The organism is Rhodococcus sp. MS13, from assembly GCF_013277835.1.
Taxonomy (GTDB): domain Bacteria; phylum Actinomycetota; class Actinomycetes; order Mycobacteriales; family Mycobacteriaceae; genus Rhodococcus_F; species Rhodococcus_F erythropolis.
The window spans coordinates 152,213-176,177 of sequence record NZ_VBTL01000009.1 but is presented as its reverse complement, the minus strand read 5'-3'; the positions used below and the strand labels follow the sequence as shown (position 1 = coordinate 176,177).

General features: G+C 62.2%; 23 protein-coding genes. 12 read left to right on the top strand and 11 right to left on the bottom strand.

The features are described from left to right. Positions 1-7: 7 nt before the first annotated feature. Together FEZ59_RS18270 and FEZ59_RS18265 are read right to left on the bottom strand one after the other, a co-directional pair. Positions 8-1,651, bottom strand: coding sequence for a Na+/H+ antiporter (locus FEZ59_RS18270; RefSeq protein WP_019744841.1), 1,644 nt, complete (start codon positions 1,649-1,651; stop codon positions 8-10). 106 nt (positions 1,652-1,757) lie between these two features. Further along, positions 1,758-1,949 (bottom strand): antitoxin, encoded by a 192-nt coding sequence (locus FEZ59_RS18265; protein ID WP_003940164.1) that lies wholly within the window; start codon positions 1,947-1,949, stop codon positions 1,758-1,760. Positions 1,950-2,129: 180 nt separating this feature from the next. On the opposite strand from FEZ59_RS18265, the gene FEZ59_RS18260 reads away from it, so the two are divergent. After that, the gene (locus FEZ59_RS18260) at positions 2,130-3,272 is read left to right on the top strand and encodes a GGDEF domain-containing protein (protein ID WP_133727926.1); all 1,143 of its coding nucleotides are present in this window, start codon (positions 2,130-2,132) and stop codon (positions 3,270-3,272) included. A gap of 6 nt (positions 3,273-3,278) precedes the next feature. On the opposite strand, the gene FEZ59_RS18255 is transcribed toward FEZ59_RS18260, so the two are convergent. Further along, the gene (locus tag FEZ59_RS18255) at positions 3,279-5,783 is read right to left on the bottom strand and encodes an HAD-IC family P-type ATPase (RefSeq protein WP_019744843.1); all 2,505 of its coding nucleotides are present in this window, start codon (positions 5,781-5,783) and stop codon (positions 3,279-3,281) included. Between the two features lie 137 nt (positions 5,784-5,920). Here FEZ59_RS18255 and FEZ59_RS18250 point away from each other — a divergent pair, with 137 nt between their 5' ends. Then, positions 5,921-6,508: a hypothetical protein gene (locus FEZ59_RS18250; protein ID WP_070795841.1), complete on the top strand. Its 588-nt coding sequence runs from the start codon at positions 5,921-5,923 to the stop codon at positions 6,506-6,508. 36 nt (positions 6,509-6,544) lie between these two features. Here FEZ59_RS18250 and FEZ59_RS18245 read toward each other — a convergent pair whose 3' ends face one another. Both FEZ59_RS18245 and FEZ59_RS18240 read right to left on the bottom strand, forming a co-directional pair. Continuing rightward, positions 6,545-7,660, bottom strand: a complete 1,116-nt coding sequence (locus tag FEZ59_RS18245; RefSeq protein ID WP_019744844.1) for an MBL fold metallo-hydrolase — start codon at positions 7,658-7,660, stop codon at positions 6,545-6,547. A gap of 62 nt (positions 7,661-7,722) precedes the next feature. After that, positions 7,723-8,454 (bottom strand): enoyl-CoA hydratase, encoded by a 732-nt coding sequence (locus FEZ59_RS18240; protein WP_019744845.1) that lies wholly within the window; start codon positions 8,452-8,454, stop codon positions 7,723-7,725. A 112-nt stretch (positions 8,455-8,566) separates the two neighbouring features. Here FEZ59_RS18240 and FEZ59_RS18235 point away from each other — a divergent pair, with 112 nt between their 5' ends. Then, entirely contained in the window at positions 8,567-9,670 is a 1,104-nt protein-coding gene (locus FEZ59_RS18235; RefSeq protein ID WP_029255983.1) for an NAD(P)-binding domain-containing protein, read from the top strand. Continuing rightward, positions 9,667-11,109, top strand: coding sequence for a phospholipase D-like domain-containing protein (locus FEZ59_RS18230; protein ID WP_069146435.1), 1,443 nt, complete (start codon positions 9,667-9,669; stop codon positions 11,107-11,109). The genes FEZ59_RS18235 and FEZ59_RS18230 overlap by 4 nt, the downstream gene beginning before the upstream one ends. Positions 11,110-11,113: 4 nt before the next feature. Here the strand turns inward: FEZ59_RS18230 and FEZ59_RS18225 are convergent, their stop codons facing one another. Next, on the bottom strand, positions 11,114-11,650 hold the full coding sequence (locus FEZ59_RS18225; protein WP_202022970.1) for a hypothetical protein: 537 nt from the start codon (positions 11,648-11,650) through the stop codon (positions 11,114-11,116). A 350-nt stretch (positions 11,651-12,000) separates the two neighbouring features. Between FEZ59_RS18225 and FEZ59_RS18220 the strand changes: the two genes are divergently transcribed. The 6 genes from FEZ59_RS18220 to FEZ59_RS18195 are packed head-to-tail and all read left to right on the top strand — an operon-like array spanning position 12,001 to position 17,612. After that, positions 12,001-14,847: an ATP-binding protein gene (locus FEZ59_RS18220; protein ID WP_242459847.1), complete on the top strand. Its 2,847-nt coding sequence runs from the start codon at positions 12,001-12,003 to the stop codon at positions 14,845-14,847. Continuing rightward, entirely contained in the window at positions 14,844-15,260 is a 417-nt protein-coding gene (locus FEZ59_RS18215) for a roadblock/LC7 domain-containing protein (RefSeq protein ID WP_003940329.1), read from the top strand. Before FEZ59_RS18220 ends, FEZ59_RS18215 begins: the two co-directional genes overlap by 4 nt. A gap of 5 nt (positions 15,261-15,265) precedes the next feature. Then, positions 15,266-15,640, top strand: a complete 375-nt coding sequence (locus FEZ59_RS18210; RefSeq protein ID WP_019744850.1) for a DUF742 domain-containing protein — start codon at positions 15,266-15,268, stop codon at positions 15,638-15,640. Continuing rightward, complete coding sequence (locus FEZ59_RS18205; RefSeq protein ID WP_003940118.1) at positions 15,621-16,208, top strand: ATP/GTP-binding protein; 588 nt, start codon at positions 15,621-15,623, stop codon at positions 16,206-16,208. The genes FEZ59_RS18210 and FEZ59_RS18205 overlap by 20 nt, the downstream gene beginning before the upstream one ends. Before the next feature lie 40 nt (positions 16,209-16,248). Beyond that, positions 16,249-17,043 carry an MHYT domain-containing protein gene (locus tag FEZ59_RS18200; protein ID WP_019744851.1) on the top strand — a complete coding sequence of 265 codons (795 nt, stop codon included), beginning with the start codon at positions 16,249-16,251 and terminating at the stop codon, positions 17,041-17,043. 53 nt (positions 17,044-17,096) lie between these two features. Then, on the top strand, positions 17,097-17,612 hold the full coding sequence (locus tag FEZ59_RS18195; RefSeq protein WP_172932981.1) for an AAA family ATPase: 516 nt from the start codon (positions 17,097-17,099) through the stop codon (positions 17,610-17,612). Positions 17,613-17,646: 34 nt separating this feature from the next. Here the strand turns inward: FEZ59_RS18195 and FEZ59_RS18190 are convergent, their stop codons facing one another. Both FEZ59_RS18190 and FEZ59_RS18185 read right to left on the bottom strand, forming a co-directional pair. Then, positions 17,647-18,105 (bottom strand): GNAT family N-acetyltransferase, encoded by a 459-nt coding sequence (locus FEZ59_RS18190; protein WP_020970438.1) that lies wholly within the window; start codon positions 18,103-18,105, stop codon positions 17,647-17,649. A gap of 56 nt (positions 18,106-18,161) precedes the next feature. Further along, positions 18,162-18,749: an XRE family transcriptional regulator gene (locus FEZ59_RS18185; protein WP_020908731.1), complete on the bottom strand. Its 588-nt coding sequence runs from the start codon at positions 18,747-18,749 to the stop codon at positions 18,162-18,164. Between the two features lie 78 nt (positions 18,750-18,827). Between FEZ59_RS18185 and FEZ59_RS18180 the strand changes: the two genes are divergently transcribed. Further along, entirely contained in the window at positions 18,828-19,850 is a 1,023-nt protein-coding gene (locus tag FEZ59_RS18180) for an NAD(P)/FAD-dependent oxidoreductase (protein ID WP_202022969.1), read from the top strand. Positions 19,851-19,859: 9 nt separating this feature from the next. On the opposite strand, the gene FEZ59_RS18175 is transcribed toward FEZ59_RS18180, so the two are convergent. The 3 genes from FEZ59_RS18175 to ctaD are packed head-to-tail and all read right to left on the bottom strand — an operon-like array spanning position 19,860 to position 22,605. Continuing rightward, positions 19,860-20,279 carry a DUF5313 family protein gene (locus tag FEZ59_RS18175; RefSeq protein WP_044479364.1) on the bottom strand — a complete coding sequence of 140 codons (420 nt, stop codon included), beginning with the start codon at positions 20,277-20,279 and terminating at the stop codon, positions 19,860-19,862. Between the two features lie 52 nt (positions 20,280-20,331). Further along, positions 20,332-20,805, bottom strand: coding sequence for a MarR family transcriptional regulator (locus FEZ59_RS18170; protein ID WP_019744857.1), 474 nt, complete (start codon positions 20,803-20,805; stop codon positions 20,332-20,334). A 45-nt stretch (positions 20,806-20,850) separates the two neighbouring features. Beyond that, positions 20,851-22,605, bottom strand: coding sequence for a cytochrome c oxidase subunit I (gene ctaD, locus FEZ59_RS18165; protein WP_172932979.1), 1,755 nt, complete (start codon positions 22,603-22,605; stop codon positions 20,851-20,853). Positions 22,606-22,808: 203 nt separating this feature from the next. Here ctaD and FEZ59_RS18160 point away from each other — a divergent pair, with 203 nt between their 5' ends. Next, positions 22,809-23,960 carry an NADH:flavin oxidoreductase gene (locus tag FEZ59_RS18160; RefSeq protein ID WP_172932978.1) on the top strand — a complete coding sequence of 384 codons (1,152 nt, stop codon included), beginning with the start codon at positions 22,809-22,811 and terminating at the stop codon, positions 23,958-23,960. Positions 23,961-23,965 lie beyond the last annotated feature (5 nt).

Below are 23,965 nucleotides of genomic sequence, written 5' to 3'. Positions count from 1 at the left end.
TTCCCCTCTATTTGCCCGCGCTGCCTGCTCGGCGACGCCTGACACGTTCCTCGGCTGCGGCCTCTTCGATGTCGAGTCCTTCCAATACGGTACGCAATACCTCGTCGTCGAGATCTCCGTCGTCGCGCGCGGCGATCAGTGCGACTCGTTGCGAGCGAAGGGATTGATGCCGGAATTTGTCGAAGAGCGCTCCCGCATTCCACAAGGCGGCCTCGCGATCGGCGTCCTCGTCGACCTCCTGGAGTTGAAGCCTCGCCTGCATCGAGCGGCGTACGCGCTCGACAATTGCCTGTAATTCCTTTCCGTCGATCCCCGACGGAGGGTGCGCAGCCGCGTCGGCCAACGCCTTCTCACCGGCTTTGCGAGAAATGTTGCGTGCCAACTCCATCTGTTCCTGAGTACGCAATTGTTCATAGGGATCCGCGACGTCGAGACGACGAATCAGGAACGGCAAGGTCGATCCCTGGATGAGCAGTGTCCCGACCGCGACGATGAACGCGATCGCCTGAATGACGCCGCGTCCGGGGAACGGCTCGCCGGACGAGAGCGCGAACGGGATACCGCCGGCCGCAGCAAGAGTGACGACACCACGCATTCCCGCCCACGAGACCACCAGATTCTGTTTCCACGTCAGTTGATTCTCGCGATCACGGCGCAGGGTTACACCGAATCGCACACGGGAGTAGCTCAGGAACAGCCACACCGGCCGAATCACGATGACCACGGCCAGGACTGCCAGACCGTACGCGAACACGTGAAGCACCGGAAGTCCGTCGGCGACAACATCGTCGATCACGAAGCTCAGTTGCAGCCCCATGTACGCGAAGACGAACATCTCGAGGAGCGTGTCCAGGCTCGACCACACCGAGCGCTCCTGCAGCCTGGTCATGATCGACGCGTCCGTCGAATAGTGTCCGATCACCAGACCAGCAACCACGACGGCCAGAACACCGGACGCATGTAGTTCTTCAGCGGCCAGGTAGGCAGCGAACGGAAGGACCAGCCCCAAGCCGGTTTCGAGTGGAGAGTCGTACATGCGGGCACGAACGAACTTGACGACAAACGCGAGCACCAAGCCGACGACAACGCCGCCGATTACTTCGTACGCGAAGAACAACAGGGGCGAATCCGTCGCAATTCGCGTTCCGGTCACGGCAGCGACCGCGACGGTGAAGAGGGTCAGCGCGGTCGCGTCGTTGACGAGCCCTTCGCCCGTGAGGATGGCGATGACTCGTTTCGGGAGCCCGAGTTTCTGACCGACCGCCACCGCGCTGACGGCATCGGTCGGCGCGATCACAGCTCCGAGCACGAGGGCGGCGCCGATAGTGAACTCGGGAACCATCCATTCGGCGAAGAAGGCAACCACGAACGCCGTCACCAGCACCATTCCGACGCCGAGACGCAGAATGGGCGCAAGGTTGCGTTTGAAGGTCGCGACCGAGAACTTGAGAGCGGCCGAGTAGAGAAGCGGCGGCAGGACCACACCGAGAATGACGTGGGGGTCCAGTTCGGGCCGCGGCATACCGGGGATGAAGGAGGCGACCGAGCCCACGGTCACCAGGACCAGCGGGGCCTGCAGGTTTCGTCGATTGGACAGCCCGGTGACTGCGATGGCGGCAATGACAACCAGCAGAATCCAGGTGAAGTTCACGCGTTCATTCTGCCCGCCGACCCTGGGAGTTCACCCAGCGGACGCACAGAAGCCCGCAACCTTTTCGGTTACGGGCCCCTGAGCAACGGTATGGCCGAATCCGGTTTTACTGCTTTTCGGGAACAGCCTTCTTGGCGGCCTCGGCTGCCTTGTCGATCTGATCGCCGTACTTGTTTCCGGTCTTGTCGTCGGCGATGTCGGCGACCTTGTCGATCGCGTCGTGAACCTTGTCGGAGTTCTCCGCTGCGAGCTCCTGGCCCTTTTCGACCAATCCCTTGACGTTGTCCAAGAAACCCATGTCCGTGTCCTCTCCCGGTGCTGACGCACATCCTTCGGCGGAATCGTTCCTCCGCGCCCTTCGATTCTCACAGGTCGACGGCCTCTACGCCAGAAAGCAGGTCCGTGCGTTCGAGCCGCGCGCAACTCGAGGTAGCGTTAACCCGCCAATAGCTGATTGATCACCCATCGACATCGACAGGTGCCCGGATTGAATGCAGGACTGCGCGGGACGGGGAGCGACCCCCACCCCACGCGTGAACTGCTGTCCCGGTGGTGGTCGGATCGCACCGATTACACCTGGCTCCCCCGATTCCTCGACACTCGCGGGCTGACCGTTCCCGGACGCAAATTAGTCGCGGTGTGGTGTTTCCTCTTCGCCCTGATCGCGGTGACCATGCAGTTGAGCCGCTTCGGTTCCGATTCCGCCCTTGCACGGTCCATCCTCGCAGTCGGGACCATCAGCGGGGTGTATGCCGGTTGCCGTTGGGTGCGAAACGAATCGTGGCCCACCTGGCGCCAATCCGTGGCCTTTGTCGTCTGGGCCGACCTCTGGCTCGCCGTCACGCTCTTCTTCGCGGTTCGCACAGCGTTCGTCGGAACGCTGGGTTGCGTCCTGTTCATCATGATCGGCTTCTACGCGGCGATAGTTCACAGTCCGCGTGTTGCCGTGACCCACATCGGCTGGGCTCTTACTGTCTGCACGACGCTCGCTGCCATGGCGATGTCCGAGCCGGTCAACGACGACTGGGTGGTCGTGAATCTCTATCTGATGGTTGCCGGTGTGGTTTTCTCCACCGCGTGGATTCTGCAGATCGTCTGGCTGCGCCTGACCGACGACGCACGCAACGCCCACCGGGACTACCTCACCGCGACACTCAATCGCCGCGGACTCCAGGACGAGGCACAGCATCTGCTGCGCAGTGATCGAACGCAGGCTCTGATCGCACTGCTCATCGACGTCGACTCGTTCAAAATCCTCAACGACACGCACGGTCACGTAGCAGGCGACGACGCGTTGACCGCTGTCGCTGACCGCCTCATCGCTGCCGCCGGGCCCGAGGCAGTGGTGGCGCGAATCGGCGGCGACGAGTTCGTCGTCCTGCGCGGAGTCGATCGAGGAGATATCGAACAGGTCGCCACCGAGATACATTCGGCGGTCTCGTCCGACTCCGATCCCTATCCCGTATCCGCCAGTACCGGCGTCAGCGTCTACCTCTGTCCCGAGACGGACTTACCGGATCGGGCTGTCAACGAACTGATCGAGCACGCAGACAATGCGATGTACCGGGCCAAGAAGCGCGGCGGCGATCGCATTGCCTGGGTGCAGATGTTCAGGCGCTGAAACTACTTACTCACTGTGGGCATGGTGGTGCTCGCCGGGCAGGTCGTCGGGCGTCGCGAATATCTTCCGCTTCTCCCCGTGCAGGCGTGCGCTGATCCACCACGAGAGTTCCACGAGCACAACGCCGATAGCACCGAGGGTGATCGCGAGCGTCGTCGCAGCGACGTTGCTCGGATCAAGCTTGAAGAACTCACGAGTGAACGGCAGCGCGAACAGGATGAGGTACCCGGCAACCGAACCGCCGATCAGAACGAGCTTCCACCACACGTACGGCCGAGCAACGACGGCCAGGACCCACACGGCGATCATGATCAACGTGATGAGTGCACTGGTTCCGGCCTGGATCTTCTGGGTTTCCGTCTGGTCCGGGCCTTGGTAAGCCAACACGTAGGAGATGAACGTAGTGATGCCGATGATCAGGCCCGACGGCAACGCCAGACGCATCACGCGGGAGACGAAACCGGTTCGCGCGCGCTCGTTGTTGGGTGCCAGAGACAAGATGAAGGCCGGGATACCGATCGTGAACCACGCCGCGATCGTGACGTGGCGGGGCAGGAACGGGTACGGCAGCGGTTCGAAGTCGAAGACCTGGGACAGGACGCCGGTGATGCCGATCAGGAACGCAAGCACCACCGAGTAGACGGTCTTGGTCAGGAACAGATTCGACACACGCTCGATGTTGCCGATCACTCGGCGGCCTTCCGCGACGACGTACGGGAGCGTCGCGAACTTGTTGTCCAGCAGCACGATCTGGGCCACGGCTCGGGTCGCCGGACTGCCCGAACCCATCGAGACTCCGATGTCGGCGTCCTTGAGGGCGAGCACGTCGTTGACGCCGTCACCGGTCATCGCGACGGTATGTCCGCGAGACTGCAAGGCAGCGACCATTTCCCGCTTCTGATCCGGTCGTACTCGACCGAACGTCGTTGCTCCGTCGAGAGTGTCCGCCAGCTTTTCCTGATCGCTGGGAAGATCCCGCGCGTCGATGGGACGGTCACCACCCTCGAGCCCGAGGGAACCGGCAACGGCACCGACGGAAACCGCGTTGTCGCCGGAAATGACCTTGACCGCGACCTTCTGGCTGGCGAAGTACTCCAACGTCTCCTGCGCGTCCGGACGCACCTTCTGCTCGAGTACGACCAGAGCCTCAGGGGTGACTGTGCCCGGCGCGTCGGCGTCGTCGACGGGAAGGTTGCTGCTGCCGAGCATGAGGACACGAAGCCCGCTCGAACCCACTTCTTCTGCCTTGCGGGCCATCTCCGAGTCGGGATCGAGCAGCACGTCCGGGGCGCCGAGCACCCAGTTGCCGTGACTGCCGTACGACTGGCCACTCCACTTCTTCGCCGAGGAGAACGGCGCGAGCGCGGTGGCTTCGCCCCAACCGGAATCGTCGGAGAGAGACTCGCGAATCGCCAGAACGCTCGCGTTCGGGCGAGGGTCGGACGCGGCCATCGCGCTCAACGCGGACTTGACTGCAGACTCCCCTGATCCACCCGGTGCGACATCGACCTCGGACAGACGCATGCCGTTCTCGGTCAGCGTTCCGGTCTTGTCCGCGCACACCACGTCGACACGGGCCAAGCCTTCGATCGCCGGCAACTCCTGAACGAGACACTGGCGCTTGCCCAATCGGATGACCCCGACCGCAAAAGCAATGGACGTCATGAGCACAAGGCCTTCGGGAACCATCGGAACCAGCGCTGCCACCATGCCGTTGAGGGCGGGTCGGATCGGCAAGCCGATCGTGAAGAGCTGATTGAAGATGATCAGCGCTCCCGCCGGAATCATCAGATAGGTGATGAATTTCAGGATCTTGTCGATACCGCTGCGCAGTTCCGAATGCACGAGGGTGAACTTGCTCGCCTCTTCGGCCAGCTTGGCCGCGTATGCATCTCCACCGACCTTGGTGGCGCGGTACGCGCCGCTACCTGCGGCAACGAAACTGCCCGACAGCACTTGCTGGCCGCTCGCCTTGTGAACCGGATCAGCCTCACCGGTGAGCAGCGATTCGTCGACCTCGAGTGCGGCAGAACTGACCACCTCACCGTCGACGACTATCTGGTCACCGGATCCGAGTTCGATAATGTCATCGAGCACAACATCTTTGGGCGCCATTGCCACGGCGACGCCGTCACGCCTGACCATGGGCTTGGCCTGACTCACGATGGCCAGAGCGTCGAGCGTGCGCTTGGCGCGGATCTCCTGGATGATGCCGATACCGCTGTTCGCGATGATCAACAACCCGAACATGCCGTCGATGATCGAACCCGTCGCGAGCACGATCACCAACAACACGGTCAGGATCGCGTTGATGCGAGTGAAGACGTTGCCGCGAATGATGTCCTTGACCGAGCGGGACGCCCGGTCCGGTACATCGTTGGTTTGTCCCGACGCGATCCTTGCTGCAACCTGATCGGCGGTCAGACCGCGGGCGACGTCGACGTCGTCCGGCAATCGCTCAGGCGCTACCGCCACTGCTGTCTCTTCTGAACTGGTGTGCTCGTGAGCCATGGTCAAAGATTACGCACCCGGAGCAACTAATCAGGGTCGGACTCGTGTGGCAATGACGGCTACACGAAGATCACACCCGTGGGCCGCGGTTCTGCGATGCTGGTCGGAACGAGCAGAGAAGGCCATCGAGGAACGGTATGAAATACGTCTACAACGGTCTCGACGAGGCGCTTCGGTGCGAACGGCCCGTCGACCTGCCGATTTCTCTCGACCTCAACCGGACCGACAACGTGGTTGTCTGGTTGTCGGCGATTCGGGTTTACTCGTTCGGGATGATGTTCGCGATTGATGCCCGCTACGAGGATCCGGCACTCTCGCTGAGTCTCGGCACTTACGACGGGCGTCCCACGTTCACACATTTCAGCGCGCCGCTACTCCTCGGCCTCGGTTTCGCGGACGGATCATCGGTGACCACCGCGCAAAGAACGCGAGGCTCGCTGCTGGAGTTACGCACGGCTGAAAGCCGCTCGGGCTCAGTGCGCGGTGAGTATTTGCTGGCTCCGATACCGCCTGCCGGGCCGATCGATGTCGCAACTGCATGGCCTCAGCTGGGAATGGACGAGAAGGTTGTCACCCTCGACGGAGAAGGCATCGCATCCGCATCCGAAAGTGTCACACAACTATGGGAACCGAAACGACAACCCGATCCCGACCTCACCAGTGAACACGTGACACATCAACTGCAGTACCAACGTGGGGGTTGGTTCGGAATCCGACTGGATTGAGGAAGATCCCGGGTGACTTTCGAGCAAGGGCCGCAGTCAGCCCAGCGGTATCCACCACTTCGACGGCGGTGTCGGTGACAACGCGTCGATCCTGCCGCCAGGCATCGGGACCGACACTGTTGTGCCTGCCTCTGCGGCCGACTCGTTGAGGCGAATGATCGGCTCCGACCACGAGTGAAACGCGAGGTTGAAGGTCGCCCAGTGGATCGGGACGAAGACACCGCGCGATCCGTCGCCCTTGTTGAGGTCGATGTGTGTCTGCACTGCCTCTTCCGGATTCATGTGAATGTCCGGCCAGCGCACGTCGTACGCGCCCACGGGGAGAAGCGTCAGATCGAAAGGCCCATAGGTTTCACCCAACTGTTCGAAACGTGATGTGTATCCGCTGTCTCCGCCGAAGAACACCCGGTGCTTCGGACCGGCGAATACCCACGACGCCCACTGCGTCGTGTTCCGGACGAGGCCACGACCGGAGAAGTGACGAGCCTCGGTGCACGTGAGAACCAGGTCGTCGATTTTTGTCGACTCGTCCCAGTCCAATTCCACGATCCGGTTCTCGGGCACCTTCCAGTGCCGCAGGTGAGCCCCGATACCGATCGGAACGACAAACGGAGCGGTCTGGGTGCGAGTCAGAATCTTGACCGTCGCCATGTCGAGGTGGTCGTAATGATCATGCGAGATGACTATCGCATCTACCGTCGGTAGATCAGCCAAGGCCACGGGAGTGGGATGCATACGTGCGGGACCTACTGTGGCCGAGGGTGATACGCGTTCGCTCCACACCGGATCGGCGAGAACGCGGTAACCGTCGACCTCGACGAGAACACTCGAATGGCCGTACCACGTCACGGCCGCGTCACCCGCTACCGACGGCGCCAGCGGAGTTGCCAACGGAATCGGCTGACGCGGCCGACCCGTCGACCCCCGTGTAGCCATCGACTTGAACATCCCGGCATCGGTGCCCGGAACCAGAGTGCTGCTGGGCTCCGAGTTGTGGAACTGGCGGTCCCGGTATCGCGGGGACATCGCCGCATACGGTTGCACTGTGTTTCGCGACGCCCCGATCTGCGTCGGGATTCCCCATGCGGCTCGCGCCACCCACCCTGTCGCCGCGGCAACAGCCGCAACTCCGAGAACCGTCGTCTTCTTCATTCAGACGAGCGTAGCCACTATCTGTCCCGCGTGCCTGGTGCCTGTTTTCCCTGCAACGAGCTTTACTTTCCCTTGAATACGGGAGGGCGGTTCTCGATGCGGGCGGCGCGGGCTTCCTGGACGTCCTCGCTGAGCCAGGCGGCGTGGAGGGCGTCGAGTTGCTCGGGAGACTGTTCCTCCATGGTGCCGTCGTCGTTGAGAACCATCTTCATGTGCCGCAACGACAGCGGTGCGAGATTGGCGATGCGGTGCGCCCATTCCTGAGCGTCGTCGAGGGTTCCGAGCTTGTTGGCGAGACCGCGCGTGAAAGCTTCCTCGGCGCCGATCTGTTCGATGCCGAGCAGAATGGTACGCGCCGGACCGCCGCCGACCAGCGACGCGAGCCGACGCATGGTCCACTTGTCCACCGAGACTCCGAGGGTGGCCGCGGGGATTCCGAAGCGAGCGGTCGGTGCCACGACGCGCAGATCCGACGCGATGGCCAGCTGGGTACCGGCGCCGATGGCCGGACCGTTGACAGCGGCAATGACGGGGATGGGCGCCGTGTCGATCGACCGGAGCATTTCGAACAAGCGGTCGGTGAAGCCCTCCATGTAGACGTCGCCGGACAGGTCCGCGCCTGCACAGAACGCCGATCCCTCACCGGTGATGACGACAACGTGCGCATGCTCGGCGACTGCCGCGTTCATCGCGTCCCGTATTGCAATGCAGAGTTCGGCGCTGAGCGCATTACGACGCTCGTGACGCTGCAACTCGATGGTCACGACGTTGCCGTCACGGGAGAACCCGATCATGTCCGCTCACTTTCGTTTCTGGAAGGCTCGACACACGGGAGTTCCGAGGCGCCGCTACCGTCCGCATACTTCTCTGCAGCTAAGTTCTGTACATCAGGAGGTTAGATTACCGATGAGTACAGACGACCTTGCCGCACAGCAACCACACCCGGTTGACGTGGTGGTGATCGGCGCGGGACAGGCCGGACTCTCCGCCGCGTACTACCTGCGCAAGTTCGGAATCGAACCCGAATCGGGGTTCGTGGTGCTCGATCATGCGTCCGGTCCGGGTGGAGCGTGGCAGTTCCGCTGGCCGAGCCTGACACTGAGCACCGTCAACGGTGTGCACGACCTCCCGGGGATGTCCTTTGCGGAAACCACCGGTACAGACGCCGAACAAGTGCCTGCATCGGTGGCGGTCCCCCATTACTTCGAACTGTACGAAAAGCAATTCGAACTTCCCGTCCACCGCCCGGTACACACACGGGTGGTGTGTCCGAGGGAAGAGCGACTGCGAATCGAAACCGACCAGGGGGTGTTCGCGGCGCGAGGCTTGATCAACGCGACGGGAACCTGGGAGCGCCCCTTCATCCCCCACTATCGCGGGGCCGAGTCCTTCCGTGGCCGACAGCTCCATACGAAGGACTATCGAACCGCTGCGGAGTTCGAAGGCAAACATGTTGTGGTGGTCGGCGGCGGTATCTCGGCCGTCCAACTGCTCGACGAGATCTCACGCGTCACGACCACTACCTGGGTGACGCGGCGCGAACCCGAGTTCCGCGACGAGCCGTTCACGCCGGACATCGGCCGCGATGCGGTTGCCATGGTCGAAGATCGTGTACGACGCGGCCTGCCACCGGGATCCGTTGTCTCGGTGACCGGCCTCCCCGTGACGCCTGCCATCCGGGCAGCGCGAGAGCGTGGTGTGATGAATCGACTGCCGATGTTCTCCGAAATTCTTCCGAACGGCGTGAAGTGGGCCGACGGTACCGTCGTCGACGCCGATGTCATCTTGTGGTGCACCGGTTTTCGTAGCTCACTCGATCACCTGGCGCCGTTGCACCTGCGCGGACCGGGTGGCGGAATCCCGATGACCGGGCGCCTCGCCACGCAGGTCGAAGCGGACCCTCGCGTGCACCTGGTGGGATACGGACCGTCGTCGTCGACGATCGGAGCCAACCGCGCCGGCCAAGCGGCAGCGCGCGAACTGACCGCGTACCTGGGAATCGGCGAATGAACAGAATACTGATTCCGGGCGAAACCTGCTGGCGCATCGAACCGGCGGACAATCTTGCCTGCATCGTCGACGCCGCTGACTACTTTCATCATGCGAAGTCCGCAATGCTGCAAGCGGAAAAGCGAATCATGTTGATCGGCTGGGACTTCGACACGCGCATCAAACTCGAACCAGGCAAGCAGACGCTCGACGGCCCCAACCGATTGGGAATGTTCCTCCGCTGGCTGGTCCGCGAGAAACCCGACCTCGAAATCCTCGTACTCAAATGGAACATCGGCGCGTTCACCGCAATTGGGCGCGGCATGACTCCCGTCTTCGTGTCCAACTGGCTGACCGACGAGCGCCTGCGGTTCGAGATCGACGGCGCCCATCCCGTGGGTGCGGCGCACCATCAGAAAATCATCGTCATCGACGACGCTCTGGCGTTCTGCGGCGGCATCGACATGACGGTGGACCGCTGGGACACCTCGGATCACGTCGACCGCAACGACTACCGGATCACACCGAGCGGAAGACGTTACGGCCCTTGGCATGACGCAACCACGGCGGTCGACGGCAATGCTGCCGCGGCCATCGGCGAATTAGCGCGGGCACGCTGGAAATCCGCAACCGGAGAGGACCTCCCACCGGTCCAGAGCACGGCGACGCCGTGGCCGGTCAATTTGGCTCCTACCTTGCGCGTCGTCGACGTGGCCATCGCCAGAACGCTGCCGGAACTCGGCGAACGCACAGAGGTACGCGAGATCGAGGCGCTCTATCTCGCGGCCATCGCCGGGGCAGAACACACGCTGTACATCGAAAGCCAGTACCTCGCCTCACGCACGCTGGCCGAGGCGATTGCCGCGCGTCTACGTGAGGCCGACGGGCCGGAGATCGTTCTGGTCATTCCGCGCAATGCCGATGGATGGCTCGAACAAAAGGCGATGGACGGGGCACGCCACGACCTGCTGCATTTGCTGTGGTCGGCCGATATCCACGACCGGTTCGGTGCGTTCTATCCCGTGACCTCTTCCGGCGCACCAATTTACGTGCATGCCAAGGTCCTCGTGATGGACGATCGCCTCCTGCGAATCGGGTCGTCGAACCTCAACAACCGTTCGATGGGCTTCGACACCGAGTGCGACATCGCCGTCGAATCCAACGACGACGCAGATGTCGAGTTGCGCGCCTCGATCATCGGATTGAGGCGCCGGCTACTCAGCGAGCACCTCGACGTCACCGAGGAAGAAGTCGACGACGCGTTGGGTGAGCAGTCACTGTTGTCGACGGTTCGCGCTCTCTCGACCTCCGACGCTCGCAGTCTGCGCGAATTCGACCGGAATACAGTCGACGGCGAAGACCACGTGCTCGCTGAAAATGCACTGATGGATCCCGAGCGCACGCCGCCCAGACTGAGCGATCGAATCGAAGGATTGCGCCGCCTGCTCGGCAAACGCTGAGACTCTAGAACACGCGCACGCAGTGCCCGGCTGCCAGCGCGAGTTCGACGAGTGTTGCACCGTGAACACTCGGGACGAGCGCGATGAGAAACGTATCGCTGTCGCTGTCGAGCCAGGCAAGTGAAACGCCCGTCTCGGTGATGTTGTCGCCGACTCGAGCGAGAAGCGATTCGAGTCCGGCAGCTCGATCGAAGGCCATGGCAAGACTCTGCGCCCACTCCCACGATCCTGCCGGCGCCGACTCGAGCGCTCGTAGCTGACCGAGAACCTCGGCAGCGTCCTCGTTCCAGTCCACCCAGACCAGGAGTTTTCGGTCGTGCAACGCGTCGACGAGAGCAAACCACGCCAATTCCGGGTGCGGCTTCTCGAGCGTCTGTGAGTACAGCTCGTTCTGTACTTCGACATACCGTTCCGGATAGTCGATCGCGAGAGTCACCCGGTCGATGACGACAGTGCTGTCAGGGGCGAGCAGTTCGGCGATCGCGCGCAACGCGTCGCGAGCAGGTCCACCCACTATGGCTCCAAGGTTCGATTCGGTCATCGGTGCGGTTTCCACAGTCTGACATGCGAGTGCGCCTCGTTCGGACGTGTCTTCGATGTCAGGTCCTGAGGCAGATCCCTCCGGAGATTCCCGCGCGCCGCACATCAACGAGTCGACGAGTTACCGAATCGAACAACCCGGCTATCCCATTCGCCGCACTTGTCCGTTTACCCTTTCACCTGGCCTTACAATCCGGATATAGTCATCGGCGATCCATGAAGCCAACTGGGATGTAGCGAGCCAGCGAACAGTCTGTTACCGTTCAGCTAACTACCCCTTCTGGTCAAACCGGATTGAAGGGGTTCGGGCAATGACCCACGGGGGGTTGACGTGAAGGGGCCATGTTCCGCATGAAACACGATTCACACACGACAACCTCTTGGTGGTCGATCGGCGAATGGCGCCTGGGATGGAAGGTCATCGCCGTTCTCGCATTGCCGATGATCGTCGCCGTCGTCCTCGGCGCACTTCGAGTTCAGACAGAACTCGAAGAAGCCGCACAGCTGAGTTCCTCGTCCGAGCGTGCCCTCGCAGTGCCCGCGGCGATCAACCTCGAATCCGCACTGTACGAACTCGCCGAAGCCGCATCGGCACGCACTGACACCGGCCCGGCAACACAAGCAGTTTCGGACGCAATGGACCAACTGGTAGACGCCGCGCGCGCGTTCCAGTCCGACGGCGACCTCAACGACCAAGTGACTTCGGCGCTCGCCGAGAGCCGTTCCATCACCGAGGAGATCGCCGCCGGCGCGGTGGCTCCCGCACGCTTGGTTTCGCGGGTCGGCGAAGTCTCGCGCGCACTCTCGAGCACCTTCACCAGCGTCGTCGAGCATTCTCAACGCCCTGTCCTGCGCGAACAAGGTGGTCGACTCTCCGCACTCTGGGAAGCGCGACGAGCGCTGGCCGAACAACGAATCCTCTTCGGCTCCGGTGATCCGGACCAGCAAGCTCGTACGTCGATGGTCAGTGCTGCCGGTGCCGAACTGGTCGCTCTGAACAACATTCTGGCCATCGACGGGAGTAACGACACCGTCCAGACCCTCAGCAACTCTGCTCAGAACCGGATCAACGCCCTCGGATCAACGCCGTCGACCTCTCCTCTGGGGAGTCGCGTCGGCGCCGATCTGAAATCCGGCAACGACCAGTACAACAGCCTGACCGACACCACCGTCACCGAGTTCGGCGACACCGTCACCGCCGAATCCAATGCAGCACGAACCGCAGCACTCCGTGACACTGCAATCGTGCTCGGCGCGGTTCTGCTGGCACTGGCCATCGCCCTCGTCATCAGCCGATCGCTCATCGATCCGATCCGCCGGTTGCGATTTGCCGCATTGCAGGCCGCACGACGCGGACTCCCCGACGCGATCGAACGAATTCGCGCAGGTGCCAGTACCGACGAACTCGACTTCGCCCGTGTCCCGATCCGCACCCACGAGGAAATCGGCGAGCTTGCGCGCGCGGTGGACGACATGCACGGTCAGGCCATCACGCTTGCCGGCGAGCAGGCCACCCTGCGGCGCCAGGTCAACGACATGTTCGAAACGCTGTCGAGGCGCAACAAGTCCCTCGTCGACCAGCAACTCGGTTTGATCGAACAGTTGGAGCAGGACGAAGACGACCCGCGTCGCCTCGAGAATCTGTTCCGGCTCGATCACATCGCCGCGAGAATGCGTCGAAACGGCGACAACTTGCTGGTCCTCGCCGGAACCGATGTACGCCGCGCCAGGACCGCCCCCGTCGCTCTCGGCGATACGCTTCGCGCCGCGGTATCAGGCGTCGAGGAATATCGACGCGTCGAACTCGGGCAGATCCCGCCCGGAGTCGTCACCGGTCATGCTGCCCCGGACGTCGTTCACCTCATCGCTGAGCTGCTCGACAATTCTCTGCGGTACTCCCCACCGGAGACCACCGTCTCCATCAACGCTGCCCGCACTATCGACGGCTCCATGATCGTCGAGATCGCAGATCTCGGTATCGGCATGTCGCCTGCCGATATCCTCGATGCCAACGAGCGCCTCGCCGCCGGCGGCGAGATGAGCGCGGATACAGCGCGTCGCATGGGTTTGTTCGTCGTGAGCCGAATCAGCCGTCGCTACAACATCTCTGTGCGCCTGCGCCCGACGGCAACGTCATCGACGCACAGCGGCATCACCGCCACGGTGCTCCTACCGACGTCGATACTCGATTCGTCTCGGGGACCCGAGATCCGCACGCCGCGAACCGGACCCATTCCCACGCTCGATCGGACTCCCCCTCCCACACCGCCCGCACCGTCATGGTCACAGCCCGTCCCGACCGACTCCGCACCCCCGCGGCCTGCGACCAGAAGTTTCGCTGATCTCCCGCGTCGAACGCCCGGTAACAGTACCGATCGGACCGAGACGTTCGCCCCGATCACACCACAATCCACTCCTACGGCAACAGCGCCTTCGGGATTGCCACGTCGCACTCCGGGCACAAGTGGAGTACCGGCAGTCAGCACCTCGACTCCGACCACTGCTGCACCCGCCACCTCGGTGTCGTCCTTCGCTCCTCTGCCCGATCCCGAAGGCACAAGCACATCGACGTCCCTTCCCGTTCGTACTCCGTCGCCGGAATTCACCTCGCCGGCACAGGGTCCCGAGATCCCGGTGGGTCCACAACCGTCGACAACCCCGCCGCCGCGGCACCGGCTCTCAGCCCCGACGCCGACAAATACTGCGGCATTCTTCTCCTCACGCACCCGTGACGGGCTCTCTGCTCGCGCATCGGCGAGGGCTGACGGCGCGGGCGACGGCAACTCGAACGGCGTACCCTCTGCTCCGACCACGATGCCGATTTTCGCCCGGATGGTGTCGGAGTGGCTCGTGGATCCGACGGCGGAGACTTCAGCGGCTTCCACCGGCAGTTCGTGGACCACCGACGCGGATCAAGGCTGGCTGGCCGCTCGGACCTCGTTCGAGATGCCGGTCACCAAGATCGCCGATTCCGGTCTGCCCATTCGAGACCGCGGAGCCCGCCTGGTTCCTGGTGCCGTCGGCGGAGGCGGTACGACACAACGCCATGCATCCAATCCGGCGGACGTCCAACGTGGTTGGAGCAGTTACCAATCCGGAGTACAACGAGGGCGTCGGCGCGCCGCCGACCATCAGCCCGATGGCGGACAGTCTTTCGAATCGTCCACGATGTTGCACAACGATGAAGGAGAACAGTGAACACTGTCGGAGCCCAAGAGACTCCCCGCGCACTCGACTGGCTGGTTTCGGCTTTTGCCCGAGACGTGCCGGGTGTGAGTCACGCGATCATCGTCTCAGCCGACGGGTTGTTGACCGCCTCGAGCACACACCTTCCGCTTGATCGGGCGGATCAATTGGCCGCTGTCACTTCCGGACTCGCCAGCCTGTCCGCGGGAGCGTCACGCCTCTTCGACGGTGGAGCCGTCATGCAGTCCGTCGTCGAGATGGAGAACGGCTACCTGCTTCTCATGGGCGTCGGTAGCGGCGCTTACCTTGCCGCCCTCGCTGTCGCCGGATGCGACATCGGCCAGATCGGTTACGAAATGGCGACTCTCGTCGATCGCGTCGGGACCACGATGGACATTGCCCCGCGAACGTCGCAGGGTATTTGAGTTCGATGCCTCACCATCAATCCGAGTACGACGACGCCGAACCCAGCTTGGTCCGGCCGTACGCGCTCACCGAAGGTCGGACCCTGCCGTCCATCGACCTCCCGCTCGAAGCGATCATCGCGACGATCGAGGACGTGGTCTCGAACAATCTTGCACCGCAGGATATTCGTGCATCGATCGTCGCACTCTGCGAGCAGCGGATCTCGATTGCCGAGATCGCTGCCCACCTCGGTGTTCCGATCGGAGTCGTGCGGGTACTGGTTGCCGACCTCGTAGTAGCCGGATCACTGGAAATACATGCCACTCTGCGAAGCGACGCATCTCGAGTCGAGCGACGCGAACTGATCGAAAGGACCCTCAGTGGACTTCGGGCACTCTGACTCATCGTCTCGCGTGAAATCGACAAAAATCGTGATCGCCGGGGGTTTCGGTGTTGGCAAGACAACGCTTGTGGGGACCGTCTCCGAAATCGTCCCCCTTCGCACGGAGGCAATGGTCACCGACGCCAGCGACGGTATCGACAATCTCGGTTCCACTCCCGACAAGAGCACCACGACGGTCGCGATGGACTTCGGGCGCATCACTCTCGCCGACGACCTGGTCCTCTATCTGTTCGGAACCCCGGGACAGCGCCGCTTCTGGTTCATGTGGGACGACTTGATCACCGGTGCAATCGGTGCGGTCATTCTGGTCGACACGCGCCGCCTGGAAGACAGCTTCGCTGCAGTCGACTTCTTCGAGGCGCGAGGGCTCCCGTTCATTGTGGCGGTCAACCGTTTCGACGGCGCACCAATCCATTCGGCGAGCGATCTCCGGCAGGCATTGGCGCTACCCAACCGCGTTCCCATGATCGAGATCGACGCCCGAAACCGCGAATCGGCCAAACGCGCGCTGATCGCCGTCACCGAGTACTCCCTCGAACGACTTGCAGCTGAAGCAGTCGTCTAGATGAATCACCAGATGCAAATCGTCGCCGAAAGGAACTGGCATGTCGGATGAAATGCACCATTTCTCGATGGGAATCTGGCTGCTCGGGCTCGCCTACGTCGTGTCCGTGGTCGGGTCGGTAGTCGGCCTGGCGTGCACCAGGCATTCAGCGTCGGCGACGACAACCGCCACACGCATGCGATGGCTCGCCATGGCTGCCCTGTCGATCGGTGGTGTCGCCATCTGGCTGATGCACTTCATCGCCATGCTCGGCTTCGCAGTCCCCGGCAGTCCCATTCGATACAACCTCGGATGGACCGTGATCTCCGCGATCATCTCAGTAGGTGCTGTTTTTGTCGGTCTGCTGATCATCGGGACCGAATTCCGCTGGACGCGGCTTCTGATCGGCGGCGTGGTGACCGGTCTCGCCGTGAACATCATGCATTACACCGGCATGCGCGCCTTGCGCTTTCAGGGTGAGATCCACTACGACCTGCTCTTCGTTGCATTGTCGGTTCTCATCGCAGTCGTCGCCGGAACCGCTGCACTGTGGTTCACCATGGTGCTCGAGTCCACGATTCTGCGTTTTGTCGCCGGAATCATCATGGGCATCGCCGTCGTCGGTATGCACTACACCGGAATGGCCGCAGTCGAGGTTGTTCACGACGCGGCAGCCCCGGCGCCGCAGGGACTCGAAGTGTTCTCATTCCTCTTCCCCGTCTTCGTTCTCGGCCTGCTGGCGTTGGCAGTTCCGATTGTCGCCGTGTTGACAGCACCCAACCGTGCGACGGCACGGATGGAATCCGCCGCCGACGACCTGGCGTTCGAAGCACGAGAGTTCGCGACCTCGAACTGAGAGGAGTACGGGGCGAGTCGATGTGAATCGACGACGCCCCGTACATTTCGGGGATGGTGGATGCCGGACACAACCCCCAGCCGTCGGCCGACGCGGCACTGGTCGTGATCGGTGGTTTGCCGGCCACCGGCAAGTCGACGATCGCGCGGGCGCTTGCTCAGCATCACAAGATCCCCTACGTGCGAATCGATACCATCGAACAGTCGCTGATCCGCAGCGGTATCGCTGATGTATCCGGGACCGCCGGATACATCACCGGGTACGCGCTCGCCGCCGAACAATTGCGACTGGGACTCTCGGTCGTGGTCGAATGCGTCAACCCAGTCGAGGCGACACGAAACGCCTGGTCAGCTACCGCACAACAGAATTCGGCGCGCTTGCTCAGTGTCGAAGTCATCTGTTCGGATCCCGACGAGCATCGCAGACGCGCAGAACAGCGAGTCGTCGACATCCCGGATCTTGTACTACCTACGTGGCAGGAAATCCTGGACCGAGACTACGAGCCGTGGACCACGGAACGGCTCGTGCTCGACACCGCAATCATGAACTCCGAGAGCGCAGTACGATGAATAACTGCCAGAATGTTCACCGAATGAGAGCTGCTCACAGGGTGAGAACGAAGAATGCACTGTTCGGATCTTCGCGGTAGTTTCCGAACGGTGGACACGGGACGAACCCGAATCTCGCGTACAACCGGCGTGCCGGATCGAAGAAGTCCTGTGTGCCGGTCTCCAATTCGAGTTGCCGGTAACCTCGTTGTCTCGACTCGTCCACGACGTGTTGAAGAAGTCGCGTACCCACGCCACGCCCTCGAGCTACCGATGAGGTTCGCATCGACTTGATCTCGCCACCGGTCGACGACCGTTCCTTGAGTGCAACACAACCGAGTAGCTCGTCACCTTCGCTCCACAGCGTCCACATGGTCACGGAGCTATCCGTCAGCCCGGTGATGTCCAGCGCGTGAACGCTGTCCGCGGGCGAGGTCGCATGCATGTCGGCGAGATGTTCGGTCAGTAGAGCACGGACCACATCCCGACTCAGGTCGTCAATTTCGATTCGCACGGATCCTCACTGTCCTCTTCGCTTCCGGCAGCATCGAATGAAAGTATGACTGGCCGTCACTTCGGCGAAGGCTTGGCCCGTACGTGGATGCGTTCTCCTTGGGGGCCGAACAGACTCAGTACCTCGACCGGGCCGCCGCCGTCACTACCGAACCAATGCGGGTTTCGGGTGTCGAATTCAGCAGCTTCACCCGTACCCATCACGATGTCGTGATCGGCCAACACCAACCGCAACCTCCCCGACAAGACGTACAGCCATTCGTAGCCGTCGTGCACTTGCGGGTCGGGGTCCGTCTGGCTTGCCGGGATGGTCATCTTGAATGCCTGCAGCCCACCGGGTTGCCGAGTCAGCGGCAATACCGTTCGCCCACTGACGCTTCGAGGCGCACTCTGGATACGTGGATCGGCGACCTGTGGTGCCGCAACCAGTTGGTCCAACGGCACTTGGTGGGCAAGCGCGATCGGAAGCAGCAACTCCAGACTGGGTCGACGCTCCCCCGCTTCGAGCCTCGACAGGGTGCTCTTCGAAATACCGGTGGACTCGGACAGCGCTGTGAGCGTGACGTTCCTCTGTGTACGAATGCGTTTGAGGCGCGCGCCGATCTGCGAGATGGCGGCATCGATGTGCGGACCGTTGACATTCATGGTGCCGAGTCTGACGACGATTCCCAGAAATGGCAACATTAGTTGCTGACGAACCTCCTCCGCGAGCAATCTGTGCTCATGCGAACACACACTGAAACAGAGATCCTCGACGCCGTGATCGTCGGCGGTGGCGCCGCCGGACTCAGTGCAGCCCTGGTGTTGGGTCGTGCTCGGCGCGCGGTCGTCGTCATCGATTCCGGCAAACCGCGCAACACACCGGCAGCACACATGCACGGCTTCCTCTCGCGAGACGGCATGGCGCCAGGTGAGTTGCTCGCCGTCGGACGCAGCGAATTACAGACGTACGGAGTCGAATTCAAACGCGACGACGTAGTCGACATCTCCTGGCGCGGTATCGAACCCGGCTTTGTCGTCGAACTGTCGGGAGGCACGACGCTCGAAACTCGCACTGTGCTGGTTGCCACCGGCCTACGGGATTCACTCCCGGAAATACCAGGAATCCAGGAGCTTTGGGGGCAAAGCGTGCTCCATTGCCCGTACTGCCATGCGTACGAGATCAGCGACCAACCGATCGGCGTTCTCGGCGGCGACGCTCGCGAGATGTCACTTCACCAGGCGTTTCTACTCCGACAGTGGTCGTCGGATGTGACGTTCTTCCCCGACAAGATCTCGCTCACCCCCGACGAACGCGCGCGACTGGCTGCCCGAGGAGTGACGGTTGCCGACGGATCGGTATCTGGATTGGTCTGCGAGAAGAGCAAACTGAAAGCCGTCGAACTCGACAACGGCCAACTGGTTGCGCGCTCAGCACTGTTCGTTGCGCCGCGTTTCGTTCCGAACGACGCACATCTGACGCGACTCGGCTGCAAAGCCAGCCCCACGGGATTCGTGGCTGTCGATCATTCCGGCGCCACCAGTGTTCCCGGTATCTGGGGCGCCGGCAACGTCGTCGACCCTCGCGCACAGGTAATCAATGCTGCGGCTGCAGGTTCAACCGCGGCGATCGCAATCAACGGATACCTGGTCGAGCAGGACGTCGAATCGGCTCTTCGTTCGACCGAGCCTGAAGGTGGTTTCTCGGCGGCCATGGAGCAGGGCGTCTGCGAGATGAACGGCGGCAGCGCCCTTCACGGCATCTGACCGAAGCGTCTAGGTCGCGGGGCCGCCGTGCAACTTCTCGTAGGCGGCCTTCTCGGCGTCGTGGCGCGAGACCTTCTTCGGGTTCTCGAGGTCGGAAGGCAAACCGTGACGCTCGAGGCGACGCGACCTGTTCTGAGCCATGTAGGAGACCGAATAGAACAGCGCCAGAAGCACTCCGAGCAGCACCATCGACGCCCGCAGGGCCCACGGCCCGGGGAAGAGCATGAAGGCCGCGAAGACGGGAATGAACGGCACCATGCTGCGGATCAGGTGACGTGGCACAGCCCAGTCACCGATCAGGTCGTTTCGCACCCAGTCCTGCATCGAATCGGGCAACTTGCGCCCCACTGAATAACCCAACCACTGAAGGGGATTCGGGCTCGTGCGTTGCTTTTTGGAAGTCACGGAAGTCACCTGTTCGGTACGCATCGGTCTTGACGCAGTCGTCACGTTTCTTTCAGATGTGGTCATCACATTTCTCTCATTGGTCCAAAGCGCCGGCGCGGAGCGCGGCCTCGTTGACCCGCGTCAGAACGTTGTGGAGTTCTTCGAGTTCGGCGAGGCTGACGCCGAGCTTCGCGACAACCGCCGGCGGGATCTTCTCCGCCTCGTCACGCAGTGCCACACCGGCTTCGGTGAGGTCGACGTCGAGTTGACGTTCGTCGGCGCGGCTACGGGTTCGCGTGATCAACCCGGACGCCTCGAGTCGCTTGAGGAGCGGCGAGAGTGTCGGCGAATCGAGCTGCAATGCCTGCCCGATTTCCTTGACCGCCATCGGCGACTTCCCCCACAGGGCAAGCATCACCAGATACTGGGGATGTGTGAGGCCCATCGGCTCGAGCAGTGGCCGGTAGACGGACAGGACTGCCCGGTTCGCGACCGCAAGTGCAAAACACACCTGCCGGTCGAGAGCCAGCGGATCGTCCATCTGCGTCTGCGGAGCCTTCGTCGTCATGAATCCGATGTTACCAGATTGATTAGTGCAGTAACTATTATCGCACTAATCAATCTGGCGACGATCGTCACTTTTCTCCAACGTCGACGTGGGTTGCCCGGTGAGGCCCACGTGCGCTTCCGCCCTCATTCGCTCCACCATGTGCGGGTAGTGCAGCTCGAAGGCCGGACGCTCGCTGCGGATGCGCGGCAACTCGGTGAAGTTGTGACGCGGCGGCGGGCAAGTTGTCGCCCACTCGAGCGAGTTTCCGTAGCCCCACGGATCGTCGACGGTGACCACTTCGCCGTAGCGGTAACTCTTGAAGACGTTCCAGATGAACGGCAGTGTCGACGCGCCGAGCACGAAGGCGAAGATCGTGGACACCGAGTTCAGCACCGTGAACCCGTCCGAGGGCAGGTAGTCGGCGTAACGACGGGGCATACCTTCGCCACCGAGCCAGTGCTGGACGAGGAAAGTGCCGTGGAAACCGACGAACGTGGTCCAGAAGTGCCACTTGCCGAGGCGCTCGTCCATCATGCGACCGGTCATCTTCGGGAACCAGAAGTAGATACCGGCGTACGTGGCGAACACGACCGTACCGAAGACCACGTAATGGAAGTGGGCGACAACAAAATACGTGTCGGTGACGTGGAAGTCGATCGGCGGACTCGCGAGAATGACGCCCGACAGACCACCGAAGAGGAAGGTGATCAGGAAGCCGATCGAGAACAGCATCGGTGATTCGAAGGTCAACTGCCCCTTCCACATCGTTCCGATCCAGTTGAAGATCTTCACACCTGTCGGCACGGCGATCAGGAACGTCATGAACGAGAAGTAGGGCAGGAGAACAGCACCCGTCGCATACATGTGGTGAGCCCACACCGCGATGGACAGAGCTGAGATCGCCAGTGTCGCGTAAACCAAACCGGTGTATCCGAAGATCGGCTTACGGCTGAAGACCGGGAAGATCTCCGAGACGATGCCGAAGAACGGCAGCGCGATGATGTACACCTCGGGGTGCCCGAAGAACCAGAACAGGTGCTGCCACAACAGAACTCCACCTGACGCTGGGTCGAAGATGTGTCCACCGAGATGGCGGTCGACGAACAGGCCCATGAATGCGGCGGTCAGCAGCGGGAACGCCATCAAGATCAGGATGCTGGTGATGAAGATATTCCAGGTGAAGATCGACATCCGGAACATCGTCATGCCTGGTGCGCGCAAACAGATCACCGTGGTGATCATGTTGACCGCACCGAGAATAGTGCCGAGACCGCCCACTGTCAGTCCGAAGACCCACAGGTCGGCTCCGACACCGGGGCTGTGCACCGCACCCGACAGTGGGGTGTACGCAGTCCAACCGAAGTCGGCAGCGCCGCCCGGCGTGAGGAATCCGCCGAGTACGATCAAACCACCAAAAGTGAAGAGCCAGAAGCCGAATGCGTTCAAGCGCGGGAAGGCCACGTCCGGGGCACCGATTTGCAGCGGAAGTATGTAGTTCGCGAAGCCGAAAACGACGGGCGTCGCGTACAGCAGCAACATGATCGTGCCGTGCATGGTGAACAACTGATTGAACTGCTCGTTCGAGAGGAACTGCATCCCGGGGACAGCCAGTTCCGCACGCATGAACAGGGCCATCAGGCCGCCGATCAAGAAGAACACGAAAGCCGTGATCATGTACATGATCCCGATCTTCTTGTGATCGGTGGTCTTGATCATGTCGAACATCCACGACCCCTTGGGATCACGACGCTTCGGGTACGGCCGCTCCGGAATCGGCTCCAGCTCTCCGGTCCGCTCGTCCGGCACCGTTGTTGTCATGCTCGCGCGTCCTCTTTCGTGCTCGATACCGCCCTCAAGAACTTTCCGCACGACCATATCGCATGTTAATAGTTAATGCACAAACTAAGTGTGGTCGACGTGGACATCAATCGAAAACCGAACGTACGCAACCTTTTGCAGATTTCGGTGAGATAAAGTCAGGCGGCGGAATAGGTCAAGGGTCCGCCGCGTTGAACAAACCCGTGACTCTTCCCGACACATCGACAGCACCCGAGGCCCCCGCGTTGCGCGGCCTCTTCGAGCCTTTCGAGGTCAAATCACTCTCGTTGCGCAACCGTTTTGCGATGGCCCCGATGACTCGCGCCTTCTCTCCTGACGGGATCCCCGGCGCCGACGTGGCCGAGTACTACCGTCGTCGCGCAGCGGGCGGGGTCGGCCTGATCATCACGGAAGGCACCTATATCCCGGACCCGGCAGCCGGCCCCCACACCCGCGTACCGCGCATCTACGGTGATTCGAGCCTGGGCGGCTGGAAGTCGGTAGTGGACGCCGTGCACGCCGAGGGTGGATCGATCATTCCTCAGCTGTGGCACCTCGGAGTCGAGCGCGGCGAAAACTCGCGTCTGAACCCCGAGGTCGAAACCGTCAGCCCCTCCGGCCTGGCGCTGGACGGCACCCGTCTGGGACGAGAATTCACCACCTCGGATCTCGACACCTTGAAGCAGTCGTGGGTCGACGCCGCACTCAACGCGAAGAACACCGGTTTCGACGGGCTCGAGTTGCACGGAGCGCACGGCTACCTGCTCGACGAATTCATGTGGGCCGGAACCAATGTCCGCACCGATGAATACGGCGGATCACTGGAAGCCCGCACCCGTTTCCCGGCCGAGGTCGTCGCCGCAATCCGAGAGGCTGTCGGAAACGAGTTCGCGATCGTCTACCGATTCTCGCAGTGGAAGTCCGGCCACTACGACGCTCGTATCGCCCAGAGCCCGGCTGAACTCGGCCGCATCCTCACTCCCCTGGTCGACGCCGGCGTCGACGTTCTGCATCCGTCGACGAGGCGCCACTGGGAACCGGCGTTCGCTGAACTCGACGGTGAAGACGGCAAGCTCGGCCTCGCCGGCTGGACGAAGAAGCTGACCGGGTTGCCGACCATCACCGTCGGCTCGGTCGGACTCGACTCCGTGTTCACGACGGCATTCACCGGCGACGCCGCATCGGCTGTCACGGGGCTGGAGCGTCTCGAAGCTCAGTACGATAGGGGTGAATTCGACATGGTTGCCATCGGACGCGCGCTGCTCGCCGATCCCGAGTGGGTCGAGAAGCTCCGCACCGGACGCGCGGACGAGCACATCGCATTCACTGCAGAACATCGCACGCACCTGAACTGACCTCG

Bases quoted from the DNA above. Each gene is read 5' to 3' on its own strand.
- FEZ59_RS18265 (WP_003940164.1), bottom strand. From the start codon at position 1,949: ATGGGTTTCTTGGACAACGTCAAGGGATTGGTCGAAAAGGGCCAGGAG.
- FEZ59_RS18255 (WP_019744843.1), bottom strand. From the start codon at position 5,783: ATGGCTCACGAGCACACCAGTTCAGAAGAGACAGCAGTGGCGGTAGCG.
- FEZ59_RS18250 (WP_070795841.1), top strand. From the start codon at position 5,921: ATGAAATACGTCTACAACGGTCTCGACGAGGCGCTTCGGTGCGAACGG.
- FEZ59_RS18245 (WP_019744844.1), bottom strand. From the start codon at position 7,660: ATGAAGAAGACGACGGTTCTCGGAGTTGCGGCTGTTGCCGCGGCGACA.
- FEZ59_RS18240 (WP_019744845.1), bottom strand. From the start codon at position 8,454: ATGATCGGGTTCTCCCGTGACGGCAACGTCGTGACCATCGAGTTGCAG.
- FEZ59_RS18235 (WP_029255983.1), top strand. From the start codon at position 8,567: ATGAGTACAGACGACCTTGCCGCACAGCAACCACACCCGGTTGACGTG.
- FEZ59_RS18230 (WP_069146435.1), top strand. From the start codon at position 9,667: ATGAACAGAATACTGATTCCGGGCGAAACCTGCTGGCGCATCGAACCG.
- FEZ59_RS18225 (WP_202022970.1), bottom strand. From the start codon at position 11,650: ATGACCGAATCGAACCTTGGAGCCATAGTGGGTGGACCTGCTCGCGAC.
- FEZ59_RS18220 (WP_242459847.1), top strand. From the start codon at position 12,001: ATGAAACACGATTCACACACGACAACCTCTTGGTGGTCGATCGGCGAA.
- FEZ59_RS18210 (WP_019744850.1), top strand. From the start codon at position 15,266: ATGCCTCACCATCAATCCGAGTACGACGACGCCGAACCCAGCTTGGTC.
- FEZ59_RS18200 (WP_019744851.1), top strand. From the start codon at position 16,249: ATGTCGGATGAAATGCACCATTTCTCGATGGGAATCTGGCTGCTCGGG.
- FEZ59_RS18195 (WP_172932981.1), top strand. From the start codon at position 17,097: ATGGTGGATGCCGGACACAACCCCCAGCCGTCGGCCGACGCGGCACTG.
- FEZ59_RS18185 (WP_020908731.1), bottom strand. From the start codon at position 18,749: ATGAATGTCAACGGTCCGCACATCGATGCCGCCATCTCGCAGATCGGC.
- FEZ59_RS18180 (WP_202022969.1), top strand. From the start codon at position 18,828: ATGCGAACACACACTGAAACAGAGATCCTCGACGCCGTGATCGTCGGC.
- FEZ59_RS18175 (WP_044479364.1), bottom strand. From the start codon at position 20,279: ATGCGTACCGAACAGGTGACTTCCGTGACTTCCAAAAAGCAACGCACG.
- FEZ59_RS18170 (WP_019744857.1), bottom strand. From the start codon at position 20,805: ATGACGACGAAGGCTCCGCAGACGCAGATGGACGATCCGCTGGCTCTC.
- ctaD (WP_172932979.1), bottom strand. From the start codon at position 22,605: ATGACAACAACGGTGCCGGACGAGCGGACCGGAGAGCTGGAGCCGATT.